At 64.4% G+C, this 15,526-nt stretch carries 16 protein-coding genes; 6 read left to right on the top strand and 10 right to left on the bottom strand.

The features are described from left to right. Positions 1 to 84: 84 nt before the first annotated feature. Complete coding sequence (locus EJ076_RS27330; RefSeq protein ID WP_109660282.1) at positions 85 to 651, top strand: TetR/AcrR family transcriptional regulator; 567 nt, start codon at positions 85 to 87, stop codon at positions 649 to 651. A 113-nt stretch (positions 652 to 764) separates the two neighbouring features. On the opposite strand, the gene EJ076_RS27335 is transcribed toward EJ076_RS27330, so the two are convergent. Further along, positions 765 to 962, bottom strand: a complete 198-nt coding sequence (locus tag EJ076_RS27335) for a hypothetical protein (protein ID WP_109660280.1) — start codon at positions 960 to 962, stop codon at positions 765 to 767. Positions 963 to 1,082: 120 nt separating this feature from the next. After that, a complete protein-coding gene (locus tag EJ076_RS35325) occupies positions 1,083 to 1,688 on the bottom strand; it encodes a hypothetical protein (protein ID WP_164548745.1) in 606 nt (201 codons plus the stop codon). 60 nt (positions 1,689 to 1,748) lie between these two features. On the opposite strand from EJ076_RS35325, the gene EJ076_RS27345 reads away from it, so the two are divergent. From EJ076_RS27345 to EJ076_RS27360, 4 genes are all read left to right on the top strand, one after another. Continuing rightward, positions 1,749 to 2,753: a substrate-binding domain-containing protein gene (locus EJ076_RS27345; protein WP_109660276.1), complete on the top strand. Its 1,005-nt coding sequence runs from the start codon at positions 1,749 to 1,751 to the stop codon at positions 2,751 to 2,753. After that, the gene (locus EJ076_RS27350) at positions 2,750 to 3,751 is read left to right on the top strand and encodes an ABC transporter permease (protein ID WP_109660274.1); all 1,002 of its coding nucleotides are present in this window, start codon (positions 2,750 to 2,752) and stop codon (positions 3,749 to 3,751) included. Before EJ076_RS27345 ends, EJ076_RS27350 begins: the two co-directional genes overlap by 4 nt. Next, complete coding sequence (locus tag EJ076_RS27355) at positions 3,748 to 4,512, top strand: ATP-binding cassette domain-containing protein (RefSeq protein ID WP_109660272.1); 765 nt, start codon at positions 3,748 to 3,750, stop codon at positions 4,510 to 4,512. Before EJ076_RS27350 ends, EJ076_RS27355 begins: the two co-directional genes overlap by 4 nt. Before the next feature lie 64 nt (positions 4,513 to 4,576). Further along, positions 4,577 to 5,662 carry a Gfo/Idh/MocA family oxidoreductase gene (locus EJ076_RS27360; protein ID WP_126069949.1) on the top strand — a complete coding sequence of 362 codons (1,086 nt, stop codon included), beginning with the start codon at positions 4,577 to 4,579 and terminating at the stop codon, positions 5,660 to 5,662. 39 nt (positions 5,663 to 5,701) lie between these two features. On the opposite strand, the gene EJ076_RS27365 is transcribed toward EJ076_RS27360, so the two are convergent. Then, positions 5,702 to 5,977 (bottom strand): hypothetical protein, encoded by a 276-nt coding sequence (locus EJ076_RS27365; RefSeq protein ID WP_126069950.1) that lies wholly within the window; start codon positions 5,975 to 5,977, stop codon positions 5,702 to 5,704. Positions 5,978 to 6,122: 145 nt separating this feature from the next. Between EJ076_RS27365 and EJ076_RS27370 the strand changes: the two genes are divergently transcribed. Further along, positions 6,123 to 8,144 carry an amidase gene (locus tag EJ076_RS27370; protein ID WP_126069951.1) on the top strand — a complete coding sequence of 674 codons (2,022 nt, stop codon included), beginning with the start codon at positions 6,123 to 6,125 and terminating at the stop codon, positions 8,142 to 8,144. Positions 8,145 to 8,346: 202 nt separating this feature from the next. Here the strand turns inward: EJ076_RS27370 and EJ076_RS27380 are convergent, their stop codons facing one another. From EJ076_RS27380 to EJ076_RS27410, 7 genes are all read right to left on the bottom strand, one after another. Further along, positions 8,347 to 8,688, bottom strand: coding sequence for a hypothetical protein (locus tag EJ076_RS27380; protein ID WP_164548746.1), 342 nt, complete (start codon positions 8,686 to 8,688; stop codon positions 8,347 to 8,349). Positions 8,689 to 8,743: 55 nt separating this feature from the next. Further along, positions 8,744 to 10,177 carry an aldehyde dehydrogenase family protein gene (locus EJ076_RS27385; RefSeq protein WP_281039138.1) on the bottom strand — a complete coding sequence of 478 codons (1,434 nt, stop codon included), beginning with the start codon at positions 10,175 to 10,177 and terminating at the stop codon, positions 8,744 to 8,746. A 77-nt stretch (positions 10,178 to 10,254) separates the two neighbouring features. Beyond that, positions 10,255 to 10,899, bottom strand: coding sequence for a ThuA domain-containing protein (locus tag EJ076_RS27390; RefSeq protein WP_126069954.1), 645 nt, complete (start codon positions 10,897 to 10,899; stop codon positions 10,255 to 10,257). Positions 10,900 to 10,941: 42 nt separating this feature from the next. After that, positions 10,942 to 11,964: an LLM class flavin-dependent oxidoreductase gene (locus EJ076_RS27395; RefSeq protein WP_164548896.1), complete on the bottom strand. Its 1,023-nt coding sequence runs from the start codon at positions 11,962 to 11,964 to the stop codon at positions 10,942 to 10,944. Positions 11,965 to 12,034: 70 nt separating this feature from the next. Then, on the bottom strand, positions 12,035 to 12,922 hold the full coding sequence (locus tag EJ076_RS27400) for an ABC transporter permease (RefSeq protein WP_126069956.1): 888 nt from the start codon (positions 12,920 to 12,922) through the stop codon (positions 12,035 to 12,037). Next, positions 12,919 to 13,878, bottom strand: coding sequence for an ABC transporter permease (locus tag EJ076_RS27405; RefSeq protein WP_126069957.1), 960 nt, complete (start codon positions 13,876 to 13,878; stop codon positions 12,919 to 12,921). Before EJ076_RS27405 ends, EJ076_RS27400 begins: the two co-directional genes overlap by 4 nt. A 7-nt stretch (positions 13,879 to 13,885) precedes the next feature. Next, positions 13,886 to 15,523, bottom strand: a complete 1,638-nt coding sequence (locus tag EJ076_RS27410; RefSeq protein WP_126069958.1) for an ABC transporter substrate-binding protein — start codon at positions 15,521 to 15,523, stop codon at positions 13,886 to 13,888. Between the last annotated feature and the right edge of the window lie 3 nt (positions 15,524 to 15,526).

The following is a 15,526-nucleotide window of genomic DNA, read 5'->3' on the forward strand; positions in this document are numbered from 1 at the left end:
AGGGCTAGCTTTTTCGCGCCCTTTGAATTACACTCATACTATCAAATTATGACCATAATGCAATAGCAGAAAGGCAATGCAGCCATGCGCTACGAAAAGGGCCGGAAGGACGCATCACGCGGCCGGATCATGGAAGTCGCCGCCGACCGTTTTCGCGGTGACGGCATAGCCGCGTCCGGACTGGCGACCATCATGAGCGACGCCGGGCTGACGAACGGGGCGTTTTATCCGCACTTTCAATCCAAGGCCGAGCTTGTCCGCGAGAGCGTGGCGGCAGCCATGGAGATTCAGTCGCAGCAACTGGCGGAAGCCTTGGCCTCCGGTGGCCCGCAGATGGCGATAGAGGCGTATCTGTCGGCCGAGCACCGGGATAATCCGGGAACGGGCTGCGCGTCGGCCGCGCTGTTGCCGGAGCTCGCGCGTCAACCGCCTGAAACGCGTAAGGTCTATACCGACCGCTTGCTGGCTTTGGCCCACCAATTGTCTGCCGCACTTCCGCAGGACAAGGATCCGGAAGGCGTGGCGCTGGCTGTCTTTGCAACGCTCATCGGCGCGCTCCAATTGGCTCGCGCCGTCGAAGGGACGGAATTGTCGGATCGTATCCTCTCGGCGGGGAAAGATGCGGCGCGGACACTGATCGAGCAGCGTTAGGGCGGGGCGCCACCCTTCAGGTCACCCGCGCCCTGCCCCCAAACTCCGCGTCAGCCCTTCGGCAAAACGGCATCGCCTTGGTCGGCGGACTGGCTGCCAGATCGATGGCCGTCCTAAATATCGAGCGCGACCATCATGCCGCGGACTTCGGCCATTTCCAGCAGAAGGTCCTGCAGTCTTTCGTCCAGCGCGGCACCGGTCAGCGCCAGAAGCTCCGTAGTGCTCTCTCTCATCGAGATGACGGCGGCGCCTGTCTTCTCGGCGAGCAGCCGTCCGATGGCCGCTCGGATCAGGTCGTCCTGATCAGACATTGTTCACCTCCCAACGCTCTACAACCTCCCCTTGCCCCCCATGCCTGACCGCCGCTTTCGACGACAGGGCGTGATTTCCCCTACGGTATGATTTTTTGATGCGATGTCGGCTGGCTTTGCTCACGCCAGAAGGTCGTCTGAAAGCGACCGATCGCTTTCATTGGCCCGCCAGCCGTTCAACGCCGACAAGGATGGCAGCAGCGAACAATTGCCGGGCTGGACGGTTGCAATCGCTGCAAGCAGCGCCAGCGGCACTTCGTGCCGGTAAAGCCCGATGCACGCACCGCCTTCGACCGTTGCCGGCAATTCCGTGAATGTATCGAAAATCGAGAATGTGCCTGTTGGCTCTTCCAGGATTTCGAAACGCTCCATCCCCAAAACCTCCCCTTGCACAAAAGCAGCGACAAACGCCGATGCCTCCCAAAGGTTCCCTCTGGGCGGCATTTTTTTCGCGCCTTGGTTGTAGCGCATATCGGCTGGCCAGTCATGCCGTAGGGACCGCACAGTCAAAATCGCTGCGCACCATTTTAAATCTTGACGCGTGTCAATTTTTTCTAAAACATGCGGAAACGCTGGCATGGCATCGGCCGGCGCTCTGGGAGGAGCAATGCCTGACATCAAAAAGCGCCCGAACCGGGGCTGCGACCCGCACACCACAAAGCGGGCAGCAACCTGTTGGCGGATCGTCGCGCCAGGCGCCGGGGTCGCTTGCGCACCGTCGGACATTGCAGTCGCCGGACAGCGACATTGATGCAGCACATAAAACAATCAGGAGGAGGAAAAACCATGCGCGTGTTCAATTGCCTGAAACTCGGTACGAGCCTGCTTGGCGCAGGCGTGCTTGCAACCATCGTCTCAGCGCCCGTCCACGCCGAGGATGCGGCGAAAGTCGCGGCCATCGTCAAAGGCCTCGACAACCCCTTCTTCCAGACCATGCAGCAGGGCATCGAGGAGCAGGCCAAGGCCAACGGTGTCAATGTCAGCGTTCAGGCCGCCGCCAATATGGGTGACGCCACCGGCCAGGCCGACCGCCTGACCGCCATGGCCATGCAGGATTTCGATTGCTATCTGGTCAACCCGATCAGCGTATCCAACCTCGTCCAGGCGCTGGTGCCGGTCGCCCAGAAGAAGAAGCCGATCGTCAACATCGACTCGACCATCGACCCCGAGCAGGCCAAGGCCGCCGGCTTTGCCGTCTCGACCTATATCGGCACCGACAACGTCGCCGCCGGCGCGCTGGCCGGCGAAGAGATGCTGAAGCTCGTGCCGAAGGGCGCCAAGGTCGCGCTGGTCGCCGGCATCGTCGGCGATGTCGGCTCCAATGCCCGCATCAAGGGCTTCAAGCAGGCCGTCGAAGGCAAGCTCGAAGTCGTGGTGATGGTCAGCGCCGACTGGGATCGCGAGAAGGCGTTGACCGCCGCCACCGATATCCTTGCCGCGCATCCGGACCTCGCCGGCTTCTTTGCCGCCAACGACATCATGGCGCTCGGCGTCGAGCGCGCCGTGCAGACATCCGGCAAGGACGTCAAGGTGATCGGCCTCGACGGCATCGTCGACGCGCTGAAGTCGATTGCATCAGGCGAACTCACCGCCACCGTCGCGCAATACCCCTATGTCGTCGGCGCCATGGGCGTCGAAGCCTGTGCGATCGCGGCCAAGGGCAAGGAACTGCCCGCCAACGTGCCCGCGCCTGTGCTGTTGATCAACAAGGACAATGCCGAAGCCTCGCTGAAGAACTTTCCGCGTCCCGGCGGCGACTATCCCGATCCCTTCCGCGAGATGCTGAAGTGAGCACACCTGCAGACAACGCGCCCGCCGCCCATTCGGCGGGTGCGGAGGAGAGCCGTCCCTCCCTGGCGGCTCTCCTCCTCGATCCCTCCTTCTGGGCCGACTGGGCATCCGTCGTCGGCCTGGTCGGCCTCGTCATCGTCTTCGGCATCGCCCAGCCGGTCTTTCTCAGCGTCGCCAACCTGCAGGCGCTGCTGCTGGCGGCGGCGATCCTGGTCGTGCTGTCGATCGGCCAGACCTTCGTCATCGCCACCTCGGGCATCGACCTGTCGCTGGCGGCAGCCGTCATGCTCGGCGCCATCATCCTCGGCCTCGTCAACGCCGCCGGCTACGGCATCTTCATCGCCTGCGTGCTCGCGGTTCTCGCCACCAGCGCCGTCGGCTTCCTCAACGGCCTGATCATCACCGCAGGCAAAATTCCCGACTTCGTGGTGACGCTCGGTACGCTGTCGGGCATCACCGGGCTTGGGCTCATCCTGTCGGGTGGCGAGCCGACCATGGTCGGCTCGACCTTCCTGCTCAGGCTCGCCTCAGGCTCGTTCGGACCGTTCGGTTATCCGGTCTGGGTGGCGATCGCAGCCGTCATCGTCGCGCATATCGCGCTCTACCACACGCGCTTCGGGGTGCATCTGCTGGCCACCGGCGGCCAGGCCGAAAGTGCCGGCGCGCTCGGCATCCGCACCGACCGGGTCAAGATCGCTGCCTATACAGTCTCGGGCTTCTGCGCCGGCATAGCGGCCATTCTTCTGGTCGCCCGCATCGGCTCGGCCGAACCGCAGATCAACACCAGCCTGCTCTTGAATTCAGTGGCGGCGGTGGTGCTGGGCGGCGTCAGCCTGTTCGGCGGCCGCGCCAGCATTCTTGGGCCGGCGATCGGCGCGCTGATGCTCACAGCACTCGTCAACGGCCTGACCTTGCTCAACGTGTCGGCCTTCTACCAACCGCTTGCTGTGGGCGCCATCGTGGTGCTGGCGGCGCTGATCATGCGGTATCAGAAATGAGCGCTCCCCATCACATCCCCGCCACTGAGGCGATCATCGCCTGCGAAGGGCTGAGCAAGCATTTCGGCGGCATCCGCGCCTTCACCGACGTCGCCTTCCAGGCCCGTCGCGGCGAAGTCACCGCCGTCATCGGCGACAATGGCGCCGGCAAGTCGACGCTGATCCGCAGCCTGGTCGGCGTGCATCAGCCGGACGCCGGCAATTTGTTCTTCGACGGCCGGGCGCGGCCCTTCGCCAACCCCGACGAGGCGCGCAAGGCCGGCATCGAGACCGTGCACCAGAACCTGGCGCTGATCGACGAACTGACGGTGGCGCAGAACCTGTTCCTCAACCGCGAGATCGTGCGCCGCATCGGCCCCTTCGCTTTCCTCGACCGCAAGGCGATGAAACGCGAGGCCCGTTCCATGCTGTCGCGGCTGTCGATCAACGTGCCGTCGATCAACCAACGGGTGCGGCGCCTGTCGGGCGGCCAGCGGCAGGCGATCTCGATCTGCCGCGCCGTCGGCTCCGGCGCCAAGCTGGTGGTGATGGACGAACCGACGGCAGCACTCGGCGTGCAGGAAACGGCCAATGTCGAGGCGCTGATCCGGCGCCTGCGCGAGCAGTCGGTCAGCGTCATCCTGGTCAGCCACAATTTCGATCAGGTCCGCCGTCTGTCCGACCAGATCTGGGTAATGCGGGCGGGAAAGATGGCAGCGACCGTGCGTGCCTCGGAAACGTCAGGCAACGAGCTCGTCGCGCTGGTCACCGGCGCGGCCTGATCGGTCAATCAACAGCTGGCTGTCCTGGCCAGCCCGAGACTTGAAATCTAAAGGGAGTTTGCGAGTGGCACCAATTCGCGTCGGGCTTGTCGGTCTTGGAGAGGTCGCGCAGTCGATCCATCTGCCGGTGTTGAGCGATCAGCGGGAGCGCTGGGTGATCGCGGGCGTGTACGATGTGTCGCCCAGCCTGGTGGCGCTGTGCACCTCGCAACATCCGATGGCAAAGGCCTTCGAGACGGCAGAGGCGCTGATCAATTCGCCCGACATCGACGCGGTGTTCGTGCTGTCGTCCGACGACACCCACAGCTGCTTCGTGCGCGCGGCGATTGCCGCCAACAAGCACATCCTGCTGGAAAAGCCCGCTTGCCTGACGGTGCGCGAGATAGACGATCTGCTGGCGCTGATGCCGGGCTACGACAAGACGCTTTTCGTCGGCTACATGCGCCGCTACGCGCCGGCCTATCTGGCGGCCAGGGACGAGCTGCCGGCCTTCGCCGACATCACCCATGTCCGCATCTTCGACCTGATCTCGGAAGGCCGGCATTTCCTCAAGAAGAGCCAGAACGTCCTCTATCCCAGGGACATCGACCCTGCCCTGCTGGCACGCGGCGCAAGCGAACGCGACGCGCTGATCCGCGAGGTGGTCGGCACCGATGCGCCGGCCGACCTGGTGCGCGCCTATCGCGGCCTGACGGCGCTCTCCTCGCACCACATTTCAGCGATGCGCGGGCTGATCGGCGAGCCGGCGCGCGTGCTGGCCGCGCACCGCACCAATGGCGGCGCCAACACCAGCATCACTTTCGACTACGGCCATTTCGCTTGTCTGTATGACGCGGTCGTCGACGATCTCGGCCTGTTCGACGCCATGATCGAGGTGCGCTCCAACACCAGACGCGTGCGCATCCTCTACGACACGCCCTACATCCGCAGCTTGCCGACGCGTCTGGAAGTCACCGATGCCGGCCCGCTCGGCCCGGTGACCAAGACCTTCGGCCCGCTCTACGGCGACGCCTTCTCCAACGAACTGGAGATCTTCCACCGCCACATCACCGAAGGCACGAAGCCGCTGACCGACCTCGCCGATTCACGCCGCGACCTGGCGCTGATGGCCGAGATCATCGAGCGGATGAAGGAGAGCGGCCAGCGTTGAGGCGCAGCCTACTGCCCTACTGCCCTACTGCCCTACTGCTTACTTCCCGCAGTGATGATCGTTGATCTTGTTCAACGCATTCGCGTCCGGTCCGACGCGATGGTAGGAGCAGGCTCCAGCAGCCGTCGTGAACAGCTGCTGATCGTAGTAACGCGGGCCGCCGAACAGGAAGTTGATGAGATCGTCATCGGCGGGAACATAGCGTTCGGATTGGACCCGGCGGTCGTGATGCCGGTCGCCGGCGAAGGCGGGGGCGCAAAGGCTTGAGCCCATGGCGAGAGCGAGAGCTAGGATCGCAACGCATTTCGTGGTCATCGGCAACACCCTCCTGGCCATTCCGGAATCGCATCATACATCCAAAATCGCCAGCCGGACAAAAGTTCCAACGAAGACCGCAATAGGCTCTTGCCGAAGCTAACGGCCTCGCTCATCCATGGTGTGTGGAAATTTGGGACCAGCGATGACCGATGCCGGCCTTCATCTCATCGAAGCGACGATCGACCAACTGCGCCGCGCGCTCGACAATGGCACAGTCACCAGCGTCGAACTGGTCGGAGCCTATCTAAGGCGCATCGCGCATTTCGACCGGCACGGCATCGCTCTCAACGCCGTTCCGGTGCTCAACCCCGATATGTTCGAGGAGGCCGCCGCCGCCGACCAGCGCCGCCGCAACGGTGCTGTGCTCGGGCCGCTCGACGGCATCCCCTATACCGCCAAGGACAGCTACAAGGTGTCAGGCCTGACGGTCGCCGCCGGCTCGCCGGCCTTCGAACATCTCATTGCCAATGAGGACGCCTTCACCATCGCCCGGCTGCGCGCCGGCGGCGCCGTGCTGATCGGCCTCACCAACATGCCACCAATGGCCAATGGCGGCATGCAGCGCGGCGTCTATGGCCGCGCCGAAAGCCCCTACAACGCCGATTACCTGACCGCCGCCTTCGCGTCGGGCTCGTCGAATGGGTCGGGCACGGCGACAGCAGCCAGCTTCTGCGCTTTCGGGCTCGGCGAGGAAACCTGGTCGTCCGGCCGCGCGCCGGCCACCAACAACGCGCTCGTCGCCTACACGCCGTCGCGCGGCATCATTTCGGTGCGCGGCAACTGGCCGCTGGTGCCGACCATGGATGTCGTGGTGCCGCATACGCGCAGCGTGCCCGACATGCTCGAACTGCTCGACATCATCGTCGCCGACGATCCTGAGACGCGAGGCGATTTCTGGCGCGCGCAGCCCTGGGTCAAGCTGCCGAAAAGCTCCGACATGCGGCCACCGCGCTACACCGATCTGACGCTTGCAGGCTCGCTGAAAGGCATGCGGCTCGGCGTGCCCAGAATGTATATCGGCCGCGACAGCGAGGCAGACAAGCCGATCGAAACCCGCGCCTCGGTGCTTGCCCTGTGGGAGCAGGCAGCCACCGATATGAAGCGGCTTGGCGCCGAGGTGGTGGAGGTCGATTTTCCCGTCGTCTCCAACTATGAGCGCGACCGCCCCGGCGCGCGCAGCATGGTCGAGCGCGGGCTGGTGCCGCATGACTTCGCCGAGCGCGAGCTCTGGGATCTCTGCATCTGGGGCTGGGACGATTTCCTGCGCGCCAATGCTGACCCGGCCTTGCCCGATCTCGTTTCGGTCGATGGCCCAAAGATCTTCCCGCAACCGCCGGGTACGCTGCCCGACCGCTATGAGGGCGGCTTCGATCTGGCGGAATATGTCGAGCGGGCAAGAGCCGGCGTCACGCCCGTCCTGGATATTCCGACGCTGGAAGACGGACTGAAAGGGCTCGAGGCGACAAGGCGGATCGATTTCGAGGACTGGCTGGACGCACAAGGCATCGACGCCGTGGTGTTGCCCGCCGCCGCCGATGTCGGGCCGGCCGATGCAGACATCGACGAGGCATCCGCCGCCCTTGCCTGGCGCAACGGCACCTGGGTCGCCAACGGCAATCTGGTCTGGCGCCATTTCGGCATCCCGACCGTCACCGTGCCGATGGGCACGATGGCCGATATCGGCATGCCGGTCGGCCTGACCTTCGCCGGCAAGGCCTATGACGACGAAAGGCTGCTGCGCATAGCCGGCGATTTCGAACGCTCCGGCGAACGCCGCAGCCGCCCGCCGCGCACGCCCGAACTGCCCGATGATGTGTTTTCAGGCCGCTCTGGCCAAGCCGGCGACGGCAAGGCGCCCGCGTTCGCCATCACGCTTACCGCTGAGACGCGGCCTTCCGGCGATCAGGACGAGATCCTCATCGCAATCGACCTGCCCGGGGAGGCAGCCGAGACGGCCAACGTCAGGGTGCATATCAATGGAGAAGCCGCGGCGATGCAGCGAAGCGGTGCGCGCTTCAGCGGGCATGCGCTCGTCCCGGCCGCCGAGCATCAGCGGCTGCACAGCGTCTGGCGTGGCTCGTATGGCTCGATCGTAACGGCGGTAGTGCGGCTGGAGGATGGGCGCAGCGCCGGCGCTTATGCGGTCACCGGCGGCATCGGGTGAGCGGGCGGGAAGAGTCCAGCAACAAACGTCGAGCTCTGTGGCGCCCCCCTCTGTCCTGCCGGACATCTCCCCCACAAGATTGGCAGTTCGGGCGCCGGCCCTCCTCCTGCAACTTCGAAGATTGGCTAAGGCCGCATCGACGGCCAATCTCCCCACCCGTGGGGGAGATGTCCGGCAGGACAGAGGGGGGCGCCGCAGAGCGTCACCTTTGCCGACTCTCAGCAAAAGCAATATCCCGGCGAATGGCGTCCAGCTTGTCCTGCGACAGGCCGGCAAGCAGGTTTTCGTCGAGGTAGCCTGCCCGAATGAGTTGAGGAAAGACAAAAAGAAGCTGCGAGTAGCGATAGTCGAACATTCGATCGATCTTCCGTCGCTGTTCATTCAAATAGTCTTCTATTTCCCACATGTCAGCGGGCAGCCTCGCGGCGTTGGCCTTGCTTTTGAATTCGGCCATCGTCCTTGCGAGCGCCACCTCAAGTGCCGCGTCGAAGGCGTTGCGTGCGATCTTCTTTTCGGATGCGGACCAGCTTTCCCTGGAATCCATGATTTTCTCCGTCCTTGGATTACCCCACCGTCAAAACGTCGCCAGACGACCTTTCTCAATCCGTCCTGATCCAGACACCCTTGGTATTGAGATATTCGTCGAGATGCTCAGCCCCACCCTCGCGTCCGTAGCCGCTCATCTTGTAGCCGCCGAAGGGCACCGCCGGGTCGATCGCGTGATAGGTGTTGACCCAGACCGAGCCGGCGCGCAGGCGGTTGGCCAGTTGGTGCGCCTTGCCGAGGTCGCGGGTGAAGACGCCGGCGCCCAGCCCATAAGGCGTGTCGTTGCCGCGCCGCACCACCTCGTCCAGCGTGTCGAACGGCAGCGCCGAGATCACCGGGCCGAAGATTTCTTCCCGGGCAATGCGCATGTCGTCGGTGACGCCGGAAAAGACGCTCGGCGCGATGAAATTGCCTGACCCAAGCGCACCTTCGGTGATGCGGTTGCCGCCGGTGACCAGCCTGGCGCCCTGCCTGGTGCCGTCTTCGATGAAACCGGTGACGCGTTCGAGCTGCCTCAGCGAAATCAGCGGCCCGATCTCGGTCTCGGGGTCGGCGCCGTCGCCGATCCTGAGTTTCGCCGCATAGGCCGAGACCCGCTCGACGAATTCGTCATAGATCGGCCGTTCGACGAACAGCCGCGAGCCGGCGATGCAGATCTGGCCGGAATTGGCGAACACCGACATCGCCGCGATCGGCACGGCGCGCTCGAGATCGGCATCGGCGCAGACGATGACCGGCGACTTACCGCCGAGCTCCAGCGAGACGCGCTTCATGTTGCCGGCCGAGGCGCGCAGGATGTTCTGGCCAGTCGCTGTCGAGCCGGTGAAGACGATCTTGTCGACATCCATATGGGCGGCAAGCGGCGCGCCGGCTTCCGCACCCGTGCCGGTGACGACGTTGACGACGCCGGGCGGCACGCCGGCCTCCATCATCAGCGCACCGATCAAAAGCGGCGTCAGCGGCGCTTCCTCGGAAGGCTTCAGCACGATGGTGCAGCCGGTCGCCAGCGCCGGGCCGATCTTCCAGATCGAGGCGGCAGTCGGCGCATTCCAAGGAATGATCGCGCCGACGACGCCGACCGGCTCCTTGCGCGTGTAGGAGATGATCTCGCCCGGCAGCGAATTACCGATCGTGTGGCCGTGGATCGACGTCGCCATGCCGGCATAAAAGCGCAGCATGCCGAGCACGCGGTTCTTGTTGGCCAGCGTGCGCACGATGGGCATGCCCATATCCGTGGTGTCGGAAAGCGCGATCTCCTCCCAATGGCGCTCCATCAGGTCGGCGATCTTCAACAACAGAACCTGGCGCTCATAGGGCTTGAACCGGCTCCACGGCCCGTCGAAGGCGCGCCGGGCCGCCGCCACGGCGAGGTCGATATCGCCTGAATCGGACAACGGCACGGTACCGATCACGGCACCGGTGGCGGGGTTGCGCGTCTCAAAGGTCCGGCCGCTGAGCGCGTCGCACCAAGCGCCGTCGATCAGCATCTTGCGGTGCCGGCCATCGATGGGCGTATGCAGCGGCAAGTCTCTCACCGGTACGGTCATGCTCGTGTCCTCAGAACCTAGCGGGCGGCCCAGACAAGGCCGCGCTCGACAATCAAGGCCATTTCCGGAACCGCGAACTCGTCGGCATTGTGTCCGAGAGCGCTGTAGAAGACCTTGCCCGCCCCATAGCGGCGCTTCCAGACCACAGGCATGACAACGCCGCCTATCCCGGGGAAATGCGCGTCGGTGAAAATGGTCGTGGCCAGCACCTCGTTGCTCGGGTCGACATGCATGTAATACTGCTCCGACCGGTAGGCGAAATCACTGACGCCCGATGTGATCGGGTCGTCAGGCCGAGTGATGGCGACATCATAGTCGATGATGTTGCCGGGATGCGCGACCCATTGGCCGCCTGTCATGAACTGATAATCGGGCTCGTTGCGGAAACTGTCGCCCATCGTGCCGTGAAAGCCGCCGAGCCCGCTTCCCCCGCGAACCGCAAGCGTCAGGTTCTGCAGTTCGGCCTTCTCGATCGTCGACATCGTGATGACAGGCACGATGAGATCGAAGGAAGCAAGTTGCGGATCGGCGAACATCGCCGTGCCCTCGCCCAGCGTGACGTCGAACCCGTTGCGCTCAAGCAGCGCACGGATGATTTTGGCGCTCTGCTCCGGTGTGTGGCTTTCCCAGCCGCCCCAGGCAATCAGGGCCTTCTTCGGCATGGTTTTACCTCCCTGGAGCACTCCGTCCTGATCGATCCGGCGTCAGCGCCAGCCCAGCGCCGGCGCGACATGGGTCAGGATCGCCTCGATGACATGCGCATTGTAGTCGACGCCGAGCTGGTTCGGAACGGTGAGCAGCAGCGTGTCGGCTTCGGCGATCGCCTCATCCTGCGCCAATTCCTTGATCAGCACATCCGGCTCGGCCGCGTAGCTGCGCCCGAAGATCGCCTTGGTGTTCTCCTCGATGAAGCCGATCTGGTCGCGGCTCTCATTGCCGCGCCCGAAATAGGCGCGGTCGCGATCGTCGACCAGCGCAAAGATGCTGCGGCTGACCGAGACGCGCGGCTCGCGGCTGTGGCCGGCCGCCTTCCAGGCCTCGCGATAGATGCGGATCTGCTCGGCCTGCTGGATGTGGAACGGCTTGCCGCTCTCGTCGAATTTGAGCGTCGAGCTTTGCAGGTTCATGCCAAGCTTCGCCGCCCATTCCGACGTGGCATTGGTGGCCGCTCCCCACCAGATCCGCTCGCGCAAACCCTCCGAATGCGGCTCGAGGCGCAGCAGGCCGGGCGGATTGGGGAACATTGGGCGCGGATTGGGCTGGGCGAACCCCTCGCCGCGCAGCGTCTCGAGGAAGACCTCGGCGTGATGCCGCGCCATGTCGGCGTCGCTCTGGCCTTCCGGCGGCACGTAGCCGAAATGGCGCCAGCCATCGATCACCTGCTCGGGCGAGCCACGGCTGATGCCAAGCTGCAGGCGGCCGCCGGCGATGATGTCGGCAGCACCCGCGTCCTCGGCCATGTAGAGCGGATTCTCGTAGCGCATGTCGATGACCGCCGTGCCGATCTCGATGCGGCTGGTCTTGGCGCCGACGGCCGCCAGCAGCGGGAACGGCGAAGCGAGCTGGCGGGCGAAATGATGCACGCGGAAATAGGCGCCATCCGCGCCCAACTGCTCAGCGGCGACGGCGAGATCGATGGATTGCAAAAGCGCATCCGAAGCCGAGCGCACTTGCGATTGCGACGAGGGCGTCCAGTGCCCGAATGACAGGAAACCAATTTTCTTCATAGCCATGCGATATAAGGATGCGCGCCAGGCTTCAATGCAAAAGAGATTTTTCGGCGCGCCCGATCAAGGCTCATGCATCGCTATTCTCGAAGGCGCCGATGCCTTGCGCGATAAGGTTCGTTGCCATGACCAGCGAGACGATTGCCGCGGAATTGAAGACGACGACCCACCATTTGCCGCCGGTCAGGAAGCCATAGCCGTCGGCGACGGCCAGCCCCCAATCGGCCGATGGCGGCTGGATGCCGAGGCCCAGAAAGCTCAGCGTCGCGATCGAAAAGAACGCGTAGCCCAGCCTTGTGACCAGCTCGATCAGGATCGTTTCCCGGATGTTGGGCAGGATCTCCAGGAACATGATGGCGAGAGCGCCTTCGCCGCCGAGCCGCGCGGCGCTGACATAGTCGCGCTCCTTCTGCTCGCGCACGGCGGCGCGAACGGTGCGCGCCACCAGCGGCGCGTAGGCGATGCCGATCACCAGGATGACGGTGAGGTTCGACGGTCCGATCGCCACCAGCGTCATGGTGACGAGAACGATGAACGGAAACGCCATCAGCGTGTCGAGCAGCCGCGCGCCGATGGCATCGACCAGGCCGTCGAAATAGCCGAGCACAAGGCCGATGATGCTGCCGGCGGTAACGCCGGCCAATGTGGCCAGCGGCGCAACCAGCAGGATATCGCGCGATCCGACGACGATGCGCGACAGCACGTCGCGGCCGAGCTGATCGGTCCCGAACCAGTGCGCGGCGTCGGGCGGCGTCAGCATGGCGAGGAAATCCTCGGCATAGGGATCGTAGGGAACGAAGAGATTGCCGAACAGCGCACAGGCGACCCAGAACAGCAGCAGCAGCGATCCGATCACAATCGACGGGGCCAATCCGGAGAAAGCACTGCGGATCCTGCGCACTGCCGGAAAGCCGGCCACGGCGCGCCGCGGCGCGGGAAATTCCGCCAGATCCGTCATGGCGAGATCCGGCAACGTTGCCGCGGATCGAGCAGGGCCAGCACGAGGTCGCCCGCCGCTGCCGACAGCACGAAGATCGCCGCCATCACCAGCACGCCCGCCTCGAGCATCGGGAAGTCGCGGGCCTTGGCCGCGTTCAGGACCAGATTGCCAAGCCCTTGGATGCCGAACAGCGCTTCGATCACCACCAGCCCGCCAAGCATGTAGCCGGTCTGCGTCGCCAGCACCGCGATGGTCGGCGTCAGCGCATTGCGCAGCACGTGCCGAAGGATGATCTCGCGCCGCTCGAGCCCTTTCAGGACGGCAGTGCGCGTGTAATCGGCGGCCATCGCCTCGATCACGCCCGCCCGTGTCATCCGGGCGATGTAGCCGGCAAGGTTCAGCACCAGCGGCAAGGCCGGCAGGATCAGATAATAGCCGTTCGTCCAGAAGCCGGCGCCATCGGGCGCGACGCCGGAGATCGGGAACCAGTTCAGCCACAGGCCGAACACGATGAGCAGCATCAGGCCGGAGACAAAGTCCGGGACGATGCCGAAGGAAACGCCCGCCATCACGATCAGCCGGTCGATGAGGCGACCCGCATTGAGACCGGCGATGACGCCGGCGCCGACCCCCAGCGGAACGAGAAAGAGCAGGATAATGCCGGCAAGCGCCGCGGAGCGTTTGAGGCTTTCGAGCACGAACGGCGCCACCGGCCCGCGCATCGACAGCGAGGTGCCGAAGTCGCCGGTCACGGCTTTGCTGAACCAGAGCCAGTACTGGAGGAGAACCGGCTGGTCCGCGCCGAGCCGCTTGTTCAGTTCCGCCACCGCTTGCGCGTCGGCAAAAGGCCCGAGCATCACACGGCCGACATCGCCGGGCAGAACCTGCCCGGCGAAGAACACCAGGATGCTGACCAGCCACAGCGTGAGGACAAGTGTGCCCACACGCGCTGACAGAATGCGACCGGTCAGCATATCGCGATCATGCCTGGACGAAGGAAACACGGTCGAGCAGCAGATGCGAAATCGCGGTGAAGCGCACGCCCTCGACCTTCGAGCTGACGATCCGGCTGTATTGCGAGAAGTAGCTGATGATCGCCGGCGTCTCGTCGAGCAGCAAGGTCTGGATCTTGCCGGCAACGAGGCGCTGTGCCTGCAGATCACGCGCCTTCGAGTAGTCGAGCAGCAGCGCATCATAGGCCGGGTTGTTGAAATGCGCCGCGTTCCAGGCTCCCGAACTCTTCAGCGTGGCGTTGAGGAAGATGTCGGGCGTGCCGCGATGGCCGTAGTCGGTGATGCCGAGCACCGAATCCAGCCATGGCGAACTGCCGAAGGTCGCCGAGCCGTAATAGGCATCCTGTGGCAAGACATTGAGCTTGACGTCGATGCCGGCCTTCTTGGCGAAGTTCTGGATGATCACCGCGTAGTCGGGAATGTCATAGGCGCGTTCGGTGGTCAGCGTCACCTCGAAGCCGTTCGGCACACCCGCCTCGCCAAGCAGCCGCTTGGCCTCGGCAATGTCCTGCTTGCGCTGTGGCACCGACGGATCGGCCGAGGGGAAGATCGGCGCGAACGGGGTGTCGTTGCCGACGATGGCGCGGCCCTTCAGCAGACCTTTGACCACCGCCTCGCGGTCGATGGTGAGCGCCAGCGCACGGCGGATGCGCTTGTCGGTGAACGGCGCCTGGTCGGTGCGCAGATGCACCTGGTCATGCGAGCTTGCCTGCACGCTCAGCAGCTTGAAATTGGGATTGCCCTCAATAGCCAGTTCCAGGCGCGTCGTGCTCGGGATGACGTCGAGCTGGCCGGCTTGCAGCGCCAGCACCTGGGCCTGCTCGTCGTCGAAGAACTTGATTTCGACCCGGTCGGGCAGCGCCTTGTCGCCCCAGTAATCCTCATTGCGCACGAAGCTGGCGCCTTGCTTGGGGCGGAAGGATTCGAGCTTGAACGGGCCGGTGCCGTTGAAAGTCTTCTCGAAATCACCGGCATAGTCGGCCGGTAGGATGACGGCATTGTAGACGTCGGAGGAGACATAGAAGGGGAAGTTGCTGTTCGGACCATCGAGATCGAAGGCGACGGTTTCGTCGTCGACCAGCTTGGCGCCGCCCTTGGACAGGATGCCCTTGTAGGCCGACAGGGCCGACGAGCCGCTGGCCGGATCGACCAGCCGCTCGAAGCTCGCCACCACATCCCTAGCGGTGACCGCGCGGCCATCGTGGAATTTCACCCCTTGCCGCAATTTGAAGGTCCAGCGGCTGGCCGTCTCGTCGGCCTCCCAGGACAAAGCGAGCTTCGGCTGCAGCCCGTCCTTCGGGTCGTCGAGGATCAGATACTCGCCGACCTGGCTGATCACCCCGATGCTGGCCGGATCGGTCACCGAAACCGGATCGATCGCCTTGGTCGGCTGGCCAAGCCCGACACGAACCGTGCCGCCTGTGGCGCCCGCGGCGCGGGCGGCTCCCAGCCCGTGCGAGACGGCAAACCCGGTCAGGCCGAGCAGTCCCGCATATTTCAGGAGATCGCGGCGTTTGAGAAAGCCACCCTGATATTCGTCGACGGCGACATTCCAGATGTCTCCCGACAGGTTGCGAAGTGCGTCGATATCTCTGCGTTTGGTCATGTT

Source organism: Mesorhizobium sp. M7D.F.Ca.US.005.01.1.1, assembly GCF_003952545.1.
GTDB classification, from domain to species: Bacteria; Pseudomonadota; Alphaproteobacteria; order Rhizobiales; family Rhizobiaceae; genus Mesorhizobium; species Mesorhizobium loti.